General features: G+C 36.3%; 11 protein-coding genes. 5 read left to right on the top strand and 6 right to left on the bottom strand.

The genetic code is table 11. The features are described from left to right. Positions 1–104: 104 nt before the first annotated feature. From V7S76_RS05420 to V7S76_RS05405, 4 genes are all read left to right on the top strand, one after another. On the top strand, positions 105–800 hold the full coding sequence (locus V7S76_RS05420; protein WP_459509042.1) for an AlbA family DNA-binding domain-containing protein: 696 nt from the start codon (positions 105–107) through the stop codon (positions 798–800). Then, a complete protein-coding gene (locus V7S76_RS05415) occupies positions 797–2,179 on the top strand; it encodes a hypothetical protein (RefSeq protein WP_459509041.1) in 1,383 nt (460 codons plus the stop codon). Before V7S76_RS05420 ends, V7S76_RS05415 begins: the two co-directional genes overlap by 4 nt. 190 nt (positions 2,180–2,369) lie before the next feature. Next, positions 2,370–4,331, top strand: coding sequence for a KUP/HAK/KT family potassium transporter (locus V7S76_RS05410; RefSeq protein ID WP_459509040.1), 1,962 nt, complete (start codon positions 2,370–2,372; stop codon positions 4,329–4,331). A 1-nt stretch (position 4,332) separates the two neighbouring features. Beyond that, positions 4,333–4,728 carry an HIT family protein gene (locus tag V7S76_RS05405; protein ID WP_459509039.1) on the top strand — a complete coding sequence of 132 codons (396 nt, stop codon included), beginning with the start codon at positions 4,333–4,335 and terminating at the stop codon, positions 4,726–4,728. 55 nt (positions 4,729–4,783) lie between these two features. On the opposite strand, the gene V7S76_RS05400 is transcribed toward V7S76_RS05405, so the two are convergent. Continuing rightward, positions 4,784–5,809, bottom strand: a complete 1,026-nt coding sequence (locus tag V7S76_RS05400) for an NAD(P)H-dependent glycerol-3-phosphate dehydrogenase (RefSeq protein ID WP_459509038.1) — start codon at positions 5,807–5,809, stop codon at positions 4,784–4,786. 32 nt (positions 5,810–5,841) lie between these two features. Here V7S76_RS05400 and V7S76_RS05395 point away from each other — a divergent pair, with 32 nt between their 5' ends. Then, positions 5,842–8,694, top strand: a complete 2,853-nt coding sequence (locus V7S76_RS05395; protein ID WP_459509037.1) for a glycoside hydrolase family 2 protein — start codon at positions 5,842–5,844, stop codon at positions 8,692–8,694. 319 nt (positions 8,695–9,013) lie between these two features. On the opposite strand, the gene V7S76_RS05390 is transcribed toward V7S76_RS05395, so the two are convergent. The 5 genes from V7S76_RS05390 to ettA form a co-directional block, all read right to left on the bottom strand. Then, entirely contained in the window at positions 9,014–11,131 is a 2,118-nt protein-coding gene (locus V7S76_RS05390; protein WP_459509036.1) for a glycosyl hydrolase family 28 protein, read from the bottom strand. 128 nt (positions 11,132–11,259) lie between these two features. Beyond that, positions 11,260–11,907 carry a DUF3267 domain-containing protein gene (locus V7S76_RS05385; RefSeq protein WP_459509035.1) on the bottom strand — a complete coding sequence of 216 codons (648 nt, stop codon included), beginning with the start codon at positions 11,905–11,907 and terminating at the stop codon, positions 11,260–11,262. Positions 11,908–11,918: 11 nt separating this feature from the next. Beyond that, a complete protein-coding gene (locus V7S76_RS05380; RefSeq protein ID WP_459509034.1) occupies positions 11,919–12,689 on the bottom strand; it encodes an SIMPL domain-containing protein in 771 nt (256 codons plus the stop codon). A 30-nt stretch (positions 12,690–12,719) separates the two neighbouring features. Beyond that, complete coding sequence (locus V7S76_RS05375; protein ID WP_459509033.1) at positions 12,720–13,679, bottom strand: AAA family ATPase; 960 nt, start codon at positions 13,677–13,679, stop codon at positions 12,720–12,722. A gap of 26 nt (positions 13,680–13,705) precedes the next feature. Then, positions 13,706–15,373: an energy-dependent translational throttle protein EttA gene (gene ettA / locus V7S76_RS05370; RefSeq protein ID WP_459509032.1), complete on the bottom strand. Its 1,668-nt coding sequence runs from the start codon at positions 15,371–15,373 to the stop codon at positions 13,706–13,708. Positions 15,374–15,543 lie beyond the last annotated feature (170 nt).

Raw genomic sequence — 15,543 nt, 5'->3', positions numbered from 1 at the left:
CACAAAAATACATAATGTCTATTGAATTACTATACTTCTAATAATTTTTTTTAAAATTTGATTATGGATTTAGGAATTTTGTACTTTCAAGAAATCAAAATGTTATGAAACAGGGATCTGAAGTTTTATTGGGTCAAATGGAGGAGGAGGGTGATGTTTCCCTGTTAACATTAGCTCAAATTAAATCACTAGCCAAACAAGGTGAAGGACAACATTTGGAATTTAAAATGAAAGTGAAATTTCCCGAAAAAATTGTTCGAGAGTTGGTCGCTTTTGCAAACTCTAGTGGTGGCAAATTGTTGATTGGCGTAAGTGATGATGGCGATGTTCAAGGCTTGAAATTTGCCGATGAAGATCAATTTGTGTTAAACAAAGCAATTGAAAAATATTGTTTCCCTGCTTTTTCTTACACGCATTATCGTGTATCCTTGGATCATAACAAGTCGATTTTGGTGTATGATATTTTTGAAAGTGTGGACAAACCTCATTTTGTTCAACTGGAAAATGAAACTCAGCCCAAATGTTATGTTCGAATAAAGGATCGAAGCGTGCAAGCAAGCAAAGAAATGAAGCAAATTTTGCGGCGGGAAAATGAAGAGGGAATACAATTTACCTATGGGGACTCTGAAAAATGGTTGATGAATTATTTGGCAGAAAAGGGTAGCATTACTTTGGAAGAATTTTGCTCATTGCATCGACTACCTTTGTGGTTGGCATCTAGAAAATTAGTACTTTTGGTTCTTTGCAATGTTTTAAGAGTTGAACCCGGCGAAAGCTATGATATCTATCGATTAAAATGAAAATCACTAATGCATACTTGATCATCGTTTTTCTAGGAACGATTTTCTCCTGTTCCAAATCAACCGTTGATTCGGTGACTCCTACTCCAACTACAAAGGATTTGGGTAGTTTCGATTTAATTCAAGATCGAATATTTAAACCTTCATGTGCAACATCAGGTTGTCATTTAAGTAATACAGACGCTGGTTTTTTGCAACACGGCTTAGTATTAAATACGGCATCTGCCTCTTATACCAATTTAGTTGGAGTGGTTCCTAAAAATTCGGTGGCGGTTGCTAATAAATTACAACGAGTGACCAAATATAGCTTTGATGCAAGTTTGTTGTACCACAAATTGAACTGGGACAACTCGCACCATCCCAATGCTAATTATGGAACTGCCATGCCTTTGGGCGGAAAACCATTGAGTGTAGGTCAATTGGAATTTGTCAGAAGATGGATTGAGGCAGGTGCACCAGAAAAAGGAACGGTAGCTGATGCTAAATTATTGGATGATACAACCCCACATTATGATCCCAATTCGACATTTTCGGCCTTGGATTCTCCAGAAAAAGAAGGTAAAACGGGATTTCAACTCAAAGTGGATAAATTCACTGTCGCCCCAAATTTTGAACGCGAAATATTTGTCAGAAGGCCTCTGAACAATACAGAACCTATATATGTAAATCGCATAAAATTGAAATCTAGGCCGAATAGTCATCATTTGGTATTATATGATTTTAAAAATAAGAGTCTGCTACCCAATTTGAACGAAGTGCGCGATTTACGAAATGCAGATGGAAGTACCGATCTTCTTACTGTTTTTTCATTGGCCAATCATATTTTTTTAGGTGGAGGAACGGATCCTAATTCGGATTATAATTTTCCAGCAGGAACGGCTTTACTGCTACCAGCCAATAGTTCGATTGATGTGAATCCCCATTATTTCAATCGGACCTCAGAGCCTTTGTATGGAGAAAATTATGTGAATTTGTATACGGTGAAGGCTGATCAAGTGAAAAATGTGGTCAAAATGATTGATTTCGCCAATATTAATTTTTCTTTGCCAGCAGGTAAAAAAACCACGATTACAACTCATTTTAATTTTGCCAAAGACAAGGCAGTTACCATTGTTTCACTTACTTCGCATTTTCATGAAAAAGGTATTCTGTATCAAATAAAAATCAAAGGTGGGAAAAGAGATGGGGAAGTTGTTTATGAAAATACCGATTGGCAACATCCAAAGGTGATCAATTTTGCGCAACCCATTGAATTGGAAGCGAATGTTGGATTAACATCTGTTGTTACCTATGACAATACAACTAATAAAGATATTCAATTTGGATTTACATCTCAAGATGAAATGAACATCATATTTGGGTATTATTTTGAACGATAATAAATATCTTTTCTTTTCTGTTAAGATTTGTTCAAAAATGAATTGATATATGAAATAAGAATATATATTTGCATCCGTTTCTTGAAATATTTCAAGAAATCACTACAAAATAGTACAATTTTTGGCAAATTTTGCATTTTCACGATAATCATATCTGTTTGAAAGAAATTTTACACTCCCTTCGATTTTAATGGAACATAAACACAAAAGTAAGGCAACCGCCGCGGGCCTTTTAGTAGCCATGGGTATCATTTATGGTGACATCGGCACGTCTCCTTTATATGTGATGCAAGCCATCATTGGCGATGCACCCATCAACGCGATGACAGTTTTAGGTGGATTGTCTTGTATATTTTGGACATTGACATTACAGACTACCTTGAAATATGTAATATTGATTTTAAGAGCTGACAATAAAGGGGAAGGTGGGATTTTTGCCTTGTTTGCCTTGGTTCGACGCCATGCCAAATGGTTAACCTTACCCGCCATCATCGGTGGGGCGACCTTGTTAGCCGATGGAATTATTACACCACCCATTTCGGTTTCTTCTGCCGTGGAAGGTTTACGAATGCTAAAAAAGGCGGATGGTATGCCATTTGTTACCGACACGGTGCCTATTGTTATTGTTATTTTAACCATTCTTTTCGTTTTTCAAATTTTTGGTACGAAGGTGGTTGGTAAATTATTTGGACCCATCATGTTGTTGTGGTTTTCTATGTTGGCAGTTACAGGTTTAATGTGGATTGAAAATGATTGGTCGATATTGCGAGCTGTTTCACCTGTGTATGCATGGGAATTATTGACGACACACCAAGCAGGAAGTGCTGGTTTTTGGGCTTTGGGTGCAGTTTTCTTGTGTACTACTGGGGCAGAAGCATTGTATTCTGATTTGGGTCATTGTGGTCGAGAAAATATTCGTTTAAGTTGGGTTTTCGTTAAAATCGCTTTGCTTTTACAGTATTTTGGACAAGGTGCTTGGTTGTTGGCACATAATGGTATGATGTTGGGAACTCATAAACCTATTTTTGAATTGTTACCTCGCGAATTCTTGTTTTCAGGAATTATGATTGCCACAGCAGCTGCTGTGATTGCTTCGCAAGCCTTGATTTCTGGCTCATTCACTTTGATCTCGGAAGCGATTCGTTTGAATTTTTGGCCAAAAGTTCGTTTGGTTTATCCGTCTGATCAAAAAGGACAATTATATGTTCCTTCCATCAATATTTTTCTTTGGTTGGGTTGTATAGGTGTCGTTCTTTGGTTCAAGGAATCATCGCAAATGGAAGCAGCCTATGGTTTGGCTATTACCTTGACGATGTTAATGACCACTTCATTAATGGCTTATTATTTACATATTAAAAAGGTTGATATGTGGTGGATCCTTCTTTTTTTAGTGGTATATGTATCTCTAGAAGGATCATTTTTAGTAGCCAATTTGCAAAAATTCTCTCACGGCGGTTATGTTTCTTTATTTATTGCTGGTGTGATTATATTGTTAATGTGGATTTGGTTTAGAGCTTCTCGTATCAAGCAAAAATTAACGGAATATGAAAAATTATCCGACTATATAGAGCCTTTGAAAGAGTTGAGCAAGGATGAAACAATTCCTAAATATGCAACTCACTTGGTATTCATGTCCAATGCCGCAAAGGTTTCGGATATCGAGTCGAAAATTATTTATTCCATTTTCCAAAGACGACCTAAAAAGGCGGATATTTATTGGTTTGTTCATGTTGATACCTTGGATGAGCCGTATACCATGGATTATAAAGTAACGGTTATTGAGCCTGATGATATCATTAAAGTGAATTTTAAATTAGGTTTTCGTGTTGAACAACGAATTAATTTATATTTCAGAAAAGTAGTTGAAGAAATGGTGTCAAGAGGAGAGGTGGATATTACCTCTCGTTATAAATCATTGAACGAGCAAAATGTCATTGGCGATTTCCGATTTGTTGTTTTGGAGAAATTTTTATCCTTTGATAACGAATTGCCTTTATTGGATCGAATGGTCATGAAAGCCTATTTCTTTGTGAAGCAATTTACCAATTCAGAAGATAAGTGGTTCGGTCTTGATAGTGATGCGGTTAAATTGGAAAAAGTACCATTGATTATCAAGCCTATCAGTAAATGTAAACTTAGACGAATCGACTAACATGAGCACTATTTTTACCAAAATTGTCAATAGAGAAATTCCTTGCCATCTCATTATTGAAGATGATCGTTTTATGGCTTTTTTAGATGTAATGCCATTGGTGGAAGGACATGTTTTGGTAATTCCAAAACAAGAAATAGATTATATTTTCGATTTGGAACCCGAATTATTGGGGGATTTAATGAAGTTCGCACAAAAGGTTGCGCCAGCTATTAAAAAAGCAATACCATGTAAGCGTATAGGAATAGCCGTTATTGGCCTAGAAGTTCCACATGCTCATATCCATTTAGTACCTATGAATCGGATGTTGGATATTAATTTTTCACAAGAGAAATTAAAGCCTAGTCAAGAAGAATTAGCAAAAACCGCAGCGAAGATAGTTGCTGCGCTCAATTAATGTTGAAAGATGAAATATGGATTTCGATTCATATTTCATCTTTCAAACTTCATCATTATTTCAAAAATCCCTTTAATTTATTCATTTCTGCTTGCGGATTGGCTTTTTCATAGACAATTTGATATACAGCGTCAATGATGGGTAAGTGTAAATGATGTTGTTTCGAGATTAAATAAATACTTCTTACGGCATAATATCCTTCCGCAATCATATTCATTTCAATTTGAGCGGATTTGACAGAATATCCTCTTCCAATCATATTTCCAAAAGTTCTATTTCTTGAAAATTGGGAGTAGGCAGTCACCAATAAATCGCCTAAATAACCTGAACTATTTAAATCTCGATGCTTTTCTGGGTAAACTTCATCCAAGAATAGTTTGATTTCTTGCATGGCGTTACTCACCAACACAGCCTGGAAATTATCTCCAAATCCCAATCCTCTTGTTATTCCACAAGCAATTGCTATGATATTTTTAATAACCGCACAATATTCAACTCCATATAGATCTCCAATGGCATGGGCTTGAAGAAAGCGTCCATTCAATAAATTGGCAAAATTTTGTGCTAGTTCTATATTCGGAGATGCAATGGTTAGATAGGATTGTTTTTCCAAGGCAATCTCCTCCGCGTGGCATGGGCCAGCAATCACACACGCTTGTCCTAAAGGAAGATTGAATTCTCTTTCCATCCAATCCGTCACAAGCATATTTTCGTCGGGAATCATCCCTTTGATAGCCGAGACGATTTTTTTGCCTTCAAAATGTTTTTTATTCAATTCTTTTAGGGTACTCGGAATAAAGGCGGCTGGTACTGCTAGGATGATAAATTCAGCGCCATTCAAAGCATCCGACATTTTATGATAGGTCTTTACTTTTCTGGGATTTAGCGCGACATCCGTTAAATAACTTGGGTTATGGTTGTATTTTCGAATAAACTCCACATCCGATTTTCTGCGAATCCACCATTTGATTTTTACTTGATTTTCGGATAATATCTTGACTAAGGCTGTTGCCCAACTCCCTCCACCTAAGACTGTGACTTGTGTAGGAATCTTCTTTTTTAACTCTTCGAATTGACTCATTCAACAAATTTACTTTTAAAATTAAAAATAAGGTGATACAATCAGTTTTTTTCCCGAATTTTGTAGACTATTTTGAAAAGTTTTTTTTTGCCACAGCCTTAATGCGTTTCATTTATTTGATTTTATTTCTTTTTACTTTCTCATTTTGGACTTTTGGTCAAAAGCCTCAGCCATTGCCTGAGCATCCACGTCCAGATTTTGAAAGAAAAGAATGGTTGAATTTAAATGGTCAATGGAATTTTATCTTTGATTCCAACAATGAAGGGCTAAAACAAGACTGGCAAAAAGCTCCCGATTTATTCACTGAAAAAATACTCGTTCCTTTTCCTTGGGGTTCTGAATTGTCTGGCGTAAAAGATGAAGCGGATATCGCTTGGTATGAACGTAAAATAACCGTAGACAAATCTTGGAGTTTAAAGCGTACATTTATTGTTATTGGCGCATCTGATTGGCAGACGACCGTATTTTTGGATGGTGTAAAGATTGGTGTTCATGAGGGTGGTTACACGCCATTTGCCTTTGATCTAACTAAATTCATAAAATACAACAAGGAACAATCTTTGGTGATTCGAGTAGATGATAAACGACGCATGTTTACTTTATATGGAAAGCAAGGTTACGGTAATGCCAGAGGTATTTGGCAAACGGTTTATTTAGAGTCGAGGGGGGAGAATTACTTAGAAGGTTTCCAAATTCAACCCGATATTGACCGTTCTGTTATCAAAGTTAAGGCCATTTTGCCTGAGGTTGCGAAGGAAAATGTTTACATCAAAACGCATATTAAAAGTGCTGAGGGGATTACGAATCATAAAATCATACCCATCGGTTCTAAGTCTTTGGAATTTGAGATACCCATTTCCAAGCCTCATTTATGGACTCTAGAAGATCCATACTTATATGATTACCAAGTGGTAGTTGGCGAAGGAGATCGAGCGGACGTCGTGAATGGGTATTTTGGTATGCGAAAAATTTCGGTTCAAAATTTACCTAATTCGGACATACCCTATATTTCAATCAACAATCAACCTGTTTATCTTCAATTAGCTTTGGACCAAAGTTACCATCCTCAAGGATTTTATACTTTCCCAACGGATGAATTTATGCGGGACGAAATTATTCGAAGCAAGAAAATTGGTCTAAATGGCATTCGAACGCACATTAAAGTGGAAGTTCCTAGGAAATTGTACTGGGCGGATAAATTAGGGTTATTGGTAATGGCTGACTTACCCAACTCATGGGGAGAACCGGATACTGATATGCGCAAGGAATCTGAATATACGTTAAACGAAATGATTAACCGGGATTTTAATCATCCGGCCATCTTTTCTTGGATCACCTTCAACGAAACTTGGGGCTTGATATCTCATTTCAAAGATAATATGGGAAATAAAAAAGCTCAATATTTACCAGAAACCCAAAAATGGGTGGCTTCGGTGTATCGATTGGCCAAACAGTTGGATCCTTCCAGACTCGTGGAAGATAATTCAATTTGTTGTGGAAAAGGCCATACTGAAACTGATATTCATTCATGGCATTCGTATTTACCTGGTTACGAGTGGGATGCTTTCTTGAAAAATTTGTCTGATAGTACCTTTGCTGGTAGTACCAAAAATTTCGAAAAGGGCTACGTGCAAGGAAAACAACCCATGATTAATTCCGAATTTGGGAATGTTTGGGGGTATAAGGGTAGTACAGGAGATGTGGATTATACATGGGATTATCACAAATCGATGAATTCATTTAGAAATCATCTCAAGGTAGCAGGTTGGTTATATACGGAACACCACGATGTGATCAATGAATGGAATGGTTATTATCGTTTTGATCGTAGCGAAAAGGAAACTGGTTTAGGAGCAATCTCTAAAGGCATGTCTTTAAAAGATTTACATGCTGAATTTTATCTTTCCACGGGTCAAGAAATAGCGTTTGCCGGAAATGCAGGAGATAAAATTAAAATTCCGCTTCATCTCTCCAGCTTAACGAATCGAATAGATTTACCTAAACAGTTAACCTTAAAGTTGGTATTTGAGGGAAAAACATCTTGGGGAGAGGAAAAATCATATTGGACAAAATCTCAATTGATTACTTGGAAAGCCTGGACGATTCAGGCGTTGGATTCGTTGGTAATTGAATTGCCGAAGGATAAATCCTTGAATACCCTTCGATTAATTTTGGAAGATCAAAATGGGCAAATTCTACATCAAAATTTTGTAAGTATCATTGTAGAAAATGGTCATACTCAGCCGAGTAATAAAAAACAACAAGTGATTTCTGTACCTGTTGACAAATTTGTGCAATCTAATTGGACGATTAAGCAATGGAAAGGGGTTTTGGGAAATAAAATCAATGGCGGTGGTTCTGGATTCTTTGAATATGAATTTGAATGGCCGAAAGGTTTAATAGAGGATTCTGTTTTACAGGTGAGCTTCTTTGTAGAAGCATCGTCCAAGCCTTTGTTGGGCAAAGATCGTGTCAATTCTGGTGCCATGAATGGCGATTATATGTTAGGCAAAGGAACCTTTGATCCGGGTAAAAATCCGAATGCTTATCCTCAAACGGATTTGACTAAAAATGCCTCTATATTGAAAATTTATGCCAATAATCAGTTTTGCCACACCGTAGAACTGGAAGATGACCCTGCTGATCATCAAGGTGTATTGTCTTGGTTCTATCAAGCGAAAAACCATGAATTGGATGAAGCAGGTACCTATGGATATTGGATCCAAACTAGTCTTCCTAAATTAGCATGGCAAGAAGCTTCTTACACGGGCAAACTTCGAATTCGATTAGAAGTTCCTGAATCTCTACCCAATGGACTTGCTCTCTATGGTTCTCATTCCGGTCGGTATATCGCTGAACCTAGTTTAGTCATTACAAGGAAGTAGAATGAATGAAGGGTTTTATGAATTCTTCCTTATCATTCTACCTATTACCTTTTAATGCGAATCAAGAGTTAACATATTCATTAATATCTCAACATTTCATGTAGTATTGCCATTTATTGGTTAAAATATTTTCCATGGCATTTCATTTTTTCTAAAAAAAAAGAAACAAAAAACATATTTACTTCAACTTAATCCAAGACGAATCAATTTAATTATGAATTATGAGCTTTTTTTAAAATTCATAACTCATATTTCATAACTCATCATTTATTTCGTTTCTTTCGTTGGATTAACTCTTAGCGACGAGATTATTTAGCTATCACTTGATCTGCACATTTTTCGCATCAATAATTTTAGTCGCAACTTTCGCCTCAATTTTTAAATTGCTTAATTGGATATCACGTATGGGCATTTCGGGTAAACCTCTGATAAGTACTCCCGTCGCAGCACCTTTCACTTGAACTTGATCTATGTAAATATTTCTGAATTGAGGTGTTCCTTCATTCACAGGCTCTAATTTAGCTTTCACTTCTTCATTGCCATTTCCAAAGGTAGCTACGGGATCTTTTCCTTGGTAATACATGTCCATGATGATGGCTTCTCCTGAGATATTTTTCATCACTACATTTTGGATAAAGATATTTTCTACTATACCTCCTCTTCCTCTAGCAGTCTTGAATCGAAGGCCCACATCTGTTCCTAAAAATTGGCAATTATCCACAAAGATATCATGAACACCGCCTGACATTTCGGAACCGACCACCACGCCTCCATGACCATGAAAAACTTGAGAGTTTTGAATATTAACAAATGCAGTTGGTCGGCCTCTTTTACGACCTTGTTCATCTTTTCCAGATTTCAAACAGATGCCATCGTCTCCAACATCCACTTGGCAATTTAATACATCTACATATTCACAAGATTCCAAATCCAATCCATCGCTATTTTGGGCATACCATGGATTTTTTACCAACAAATTAATTAAGGTGACATGGGTGCAAAGTAAGGGATGAACTGTCCAAGCGGGACTGTTTTGAACCGTGATTCCATCCAAGATTATTTCATCACAATTGATTAAACTAATCAAATTTGGGCGTAAGAACTCTTTTATTTCTCCTGCATTTTCCAAGGTAAAACCTGCATCTGTTCTGCCAGATAAGGGATTCAATGAACCTTTCAATGCTCTCTCGGTTGGATACCAGGTGTCTTTTTTATCATTTAATAGGCCTCCATTTTTTACTAAAACATCCCATTCTCCGGAAGTTAGTTTTTGTTTTTTTACGGGTCTCCAGGCTTCACCTGCACCATCAATTACCCCTTTACCTGTGATGGCAATTTTTCTTAGATTTTTTCCAGAAATTGGAGATTGAACACGAATGGCTTCAACACCTTCCCAATTGGTTTTGACCAATGGATAATTGGAAAATTGATCTGAGAACTGAAGTACAGCGCCCAATTCAATATGTAAATTGACATTCGATTTTAATTCGATGGGACCTGAAATCCAAAGTCCTTTTGGAATCAATACAACACCACCTCCATTCAGATTGGTTTGGTCAATGGCTTGTTGGATAGCTTTGGCATTATTGAACGTAGGGCCTGATTGTGCTCCGTAATTTTTGATGTTTAGCGTATCTAATTTGAATACAGGTTTGGAAACTACCGGGATTTCAAATTGGTATTTTTGATTAAATGCTGATTTTTTTAAAAAGCTTTTTAAATGTTCGGTCGATTCTGCAATGCCTTGTGCGACAAAATTAGCCATGATTTGTGCACCATAAACGGTAAAATGGGTATCGTCAGCTACTCCTTTTTTGTATTTCTTGTAAATTCCAGGTGGCAAGTGCAAGAAGATTTTCTCGGATGCATCTAGTCCTAATTTTTCAATCAATGCCCGTGATTTGGCTTCCATGTCAATGAACAAAACTTTTTCCTTTTGCGCTACCTCTTTGGCTACTTTTGGATAATCTCCATGTTGGTCGACAAAGTGACCTAAGGAATCGAATTTTCTTCTTTGAATAGAGCTAAGTATGATGGGTATTCCACCTTTTGAACGAGTTTCTTGAATGTAACGAATTAGATTTTTACGGTAGTCAGTTTGAGCCTCCGCATACCTTGAAGTGTCTGATAATTTCGCATCATTATGTCCGAATTGAATGATAACATAATCGCCTTTTTTGATTTGATCCAACACCTTTTGCCAGCGGCCTTCTGTCCGAAAGCTTTTGGTACTGCGTCCATTGTAAGCATGATTTTGAACTTCTACTGCTTCGTTAAACAAAGTTTTGAATGGAATTCCCCAACCTGTTTCAGGATAATCTGCTGGTTGTTTGTTGGCCATTGTTGAGTCGCCAATAAGGAAAACTCGGATGGGTTCCGGTTCTACAAAACTGAAAATTAAAAAACTAATTATTACTAAGTAAAATGAATGCTTCATATGAAAGAATAGTTACTTTATATGAAAGTCAAAATAGCTTTTTTTATACTTGATTTAAGAAAGGCTTTTCGATAGCATCAAGGAATTTTATAAAAAAACAATTTATTTACTTTCGATCCTTCATTAAATCAATGAATCTGATTTAAATTGGATATTTTACGATAAAAAAAGGTGATTTTCGATGCTTTATCATCAAAAGTAAAAATCTCATATTTCTGATGAACGATAAAGTAATTAAACATGGAAAAATCGCCAGAACAGGTCATGATATGAATAAATAAGCAACATAGAATAGTCAATTTCCAATAAATGTCAACAAATGGTAATCCGGATATAAGAATGGCGGTTATTATTACAAATGGCGCAAATGCCACAATTTTAAACTCATTTTTTGATATCACAAATCTATCAGCAACCGCTCCAAAATAGAATTTTTTCCAATTCGCGTAAAAAGAAGTTTCTTTTGCACCCAACACCTTATATGCTAAACTATGGATGTATTCGTGTATTGGAATAAGGACAATTAGGATGCTAAAAGCCATTAAAACATGGCCGATGCTTAAGTAAATCTCAAATTCTTCATTTTCTATATTGATGAAGATTAGGAAAGTCATAATAGCTGGAACACTAATTGAAAGCACTAGAAAAATATACGTTAAGCTAGTTTTTGCCTTTGAGTAAATATTTAAAAAAGGGATAAGATTCTCATATTCTAGTGTGTCCATTAATTCATATTTTCCCGAATTAACTAGATCTTCTGCAGAAATGCGCTTCATGTGTTTTTTAATTAATTGATTTGAAACACCAACGTAATTCTCTCTTCTATCTCTATTTCGTTTAATTCCAGACTAGCAAAGGGGCTAGGAGCAATATCATTACTCATAGGTTTGGGAATATATAATTCTGGTGCAATTTCTTTTCTGGAATTTCTTTCCGCTGCTACATTGGCGTTTCCTTTGTAAACGGTTATCACGGGGCCTAATTTGGCATTCAAATTCGAAATGATACTGTTTGCTTGAGCTTTTGCATCTTCGATGGCCATTTTGGACAATGTATTTCGAAGGGATACTTCTAATTCTTTGGAAATTTTGTGTTCGATTTGGATACCTACCTCGCTAAAATCACTATCCGCCATTTTTTTGTAAAAAGTATCGATCACTTTCATGTTACTTGGAATCTCAATAATCAGATTATTCCTGGATACATGAACTAAATAGGATTCATTTGGACTGTTTGGGAGATAATTTCGCTCGGATGAAATGGAGTAATCGCCAATTCTAATTTGATCTTTCTTGATCTCCAAGCCATTCAATAACTTGATTAAGTTATTATTTTGCTCATTTAATTTATTGATGGCTTTGTTTTCTAAACTATCTCTTTGGACAATGTTTAAGGTTATGACGGAAAGGTCAGGCTTTACCTTCATGATTGCTTTGCCTTCCACGGTTAATCCATTGGAGTTGGAATTCGATTGTGCATAGAGCGAGTTAGAAAAAAGAGTAATGCAAGACAAGAAAATGCTATAAATAACATTTTTTGTTAAGGATGAAATTTGCATGGTATTAGTGATTAAGATGAATGAAATGAATTAACGATTAATAGCTACCGAACTTAAAATGGTTTGAATAATTTGATTAGTTGTAATATTATCCGCTTCAGCCTCGTAATTTAAAATTATCCGATGATTTAACACGTCGGGGGCCATTTCTTTGATGTCCTCTGGTAAAACGTAATCACGCCCTTCTAAATAGGCCAAGACTTTAGAGGCTAAATTTAAATGTATACTTGCGCGAGGAGAGGCCCCAAATTGGATGTAATTTGCTTCTTGAGTTAATCCATAATCTGCTGGATTTCGAGTAGCGAAAATCAACTCAATGATGTATTTTTCTAAGGTTTCACTGATCGTGATTTTGTTAATTTCTTTTTGAATATCATGGATATCTTTCAACGTTAAAATCACTTTTGGCTGATATTTGAAATCCAAATTGGACATTTTTCGCATGACCTCCAATTCCTGGTCTTTGTTCAAATAGTCCAAATACACTTTTAACATGAATCGATCTACCTGAGCCTCCGGTAATGGGAAGGTGCCTTCTTGTTCCACTGGATTTTGGGTAGCCAATACCAAAAATGGACTATCTAATTGATAGGTCGTGTCACCTATGGTTACCTGTCTTTCTGCCATTGCTTCCAAAAGGGCACTTTGTACTTTGGCAGGAGCTCGGTTGATTTCATCTGCCAAAATTATTTGGGCAAAAATAGGTCCTTTCTTTACCTCGAAATCAGATTTTAAAGGATTATAAATCATGGTACCTACCAAATCCGAAGGAAGCAAATCGGGCGTAAATTGAATACGGTGAAAATGCAAATCCAAGATTTTAGCTAGCGTATTGATGGTTAATGTTTTCGCTAATCCAGGTACCCCTTCTAATAAAACATGTCCTCCAGTAAATAGTCCAACCAATAATCGATTGATTAAGCGTTCTTGTCCTACGACAACCTTGCCCATTTCTTCAATTACCGCATTAATTTTTTTTCTTGATTCCATGTTTGATTAGTTAAAAATCACCCGTTTTATTGTAATTTTTTATAGCGTATTCTTCTTGGAGTTAAATCATTGCCCAATCTTTTCTTTCTCGATTCCTCGTATTCGGAATAATTACCTTCAAAATAGGTTACTTGGGATTCGCCCTCAAAAGCTAGAATATGCGTTGCAATTCTATCTAAAAACCATCTATCGTGGGAGATAACCACTGCACAACCCGCAAAGTTTTCCAAACCTTCTTCCAAAGCTCTCAATGTATTAACGTCCAAATCATTGGTTGGCTCATCCAGTAATAAAACATTGGCGCCTTCTTTCAGCATCATGGCCAAATGAACACGGTTTCTTTCTCCACCCGATAAATTCCCAATTTTTTTCTCTTGATCTGCTCCGCCAAAATTAAATTTACTCACGTAGGCGCGTGCATTGGATTGTTTTCCACCTAACATAATCCAATCGTTACCATCCGCAATGGTTTCATATACGGATTTTTCTGATTTAAGTTGATGATGTTCTTGATCCACATAGGCTAATTGGACCGTATCACCAACCTCAAAAGTTCCCGCATCGGGTTGAACTTGGCCTGTGATTAATTTAAATAATGTAGTTTTACCAGCACCATTGGGTCCAATAATTCCCACAATACCAGCCGGAGGAAGGCTAAAGCTTAGATTTTCAAACAATAATTTATCGCCAAATTTTTTGGAAACTCCTTGAACTTCAATCACCTTATTTCCCAATCTAGGTCCAGCAGGGATAAACAATTCTAATTTATCTTCTTTTTGTTTATTCTCTTCTGACAATAATTTTTCGTAAGCTCCGATACGCGCTTTTGATTTTGCTTGTCTTGCTTTCGGTGCCATTCGAACCCATTCCAATTCTCTTTGAAGGGTTTTTTGTCTTCTAGATTCTGTTTTTTCTTCTTGCGCTAAACGGTTTTGTTTTTGCTCCAACCATGAGGTATAGTTTCCTTTCCATGGAATCCCTTCACCACGATCCAGCTCTAGAATCCAACCAGCAACATTATCCAAGAAATATCTATCGTGAGTAACAGCTATAACCGTTCCTTTATAGAGTCTCAAATGCTCTTCTAACCAATACACAGATTCCGCATCCAAGTGGTTGGTAGGTTCATCCAGTAATAAGACATCGGGTTCTTGTAACAATAATCGACATAAAGCGACACGGCGTTTTTCTCCACCAGAAAGTGTACTGATTTTCGCATCGGAATCCGGACAACGTAAGGCATCCATTGCTTTCTCCAAACGGGTATCAAGCTCCCAAGCATTGAAATGATCTAATTTCTCTTGTACTTCCCCTTGACGGTTTAATAATTTGTCAAAATCAGCATCTGGGTCTGCGAAGGCTTCATTGATTTCATCAAATTCTTTTAACAGGTTTTTGATTTCGGCCACTCCTTCTTCAACCACCTCTAAAACGGTTTTTTCTGGATCTAATTGAGGTTCTTGTTCCAATAATCCAACCGTGTAACCAGGTGACCAAACTACATCACCGGTAAATGATTTATCCAAACCTGCAATAATGCGAAGCAAAGTGGATTTCCCGGATCCATTAAGACCTAAAACCCCAATTTTGGCGCCATAGAAAAAAGAAAGGTAAATATTTTTTATAATGGTTTTCTGAGGAGGTATCGTTTTGGAAACTCGCTCCATGGAAAAGATTATTGTTTCGTTACTCATAAGTAATTTTAAAAATGTAAAACGCAAATATCGCAAAAACCCTTAAAGGATTTTAATTCTAATGTTTAAGAACTGATAAAAATTTGAATTAATCAAAAAAAATTTAGAATTAAATGAAAATTTGAATAGATTTGCCTCTTAATTAAAAATAGTTTATCACCTAAGAATAA

It is taken from the genome of Aquirufa sp. ROCK2-A2, assembly GCF_054558485.1.
This window is presented reverse-complemented; position numbering and strand designations above follow the sequence as displayed.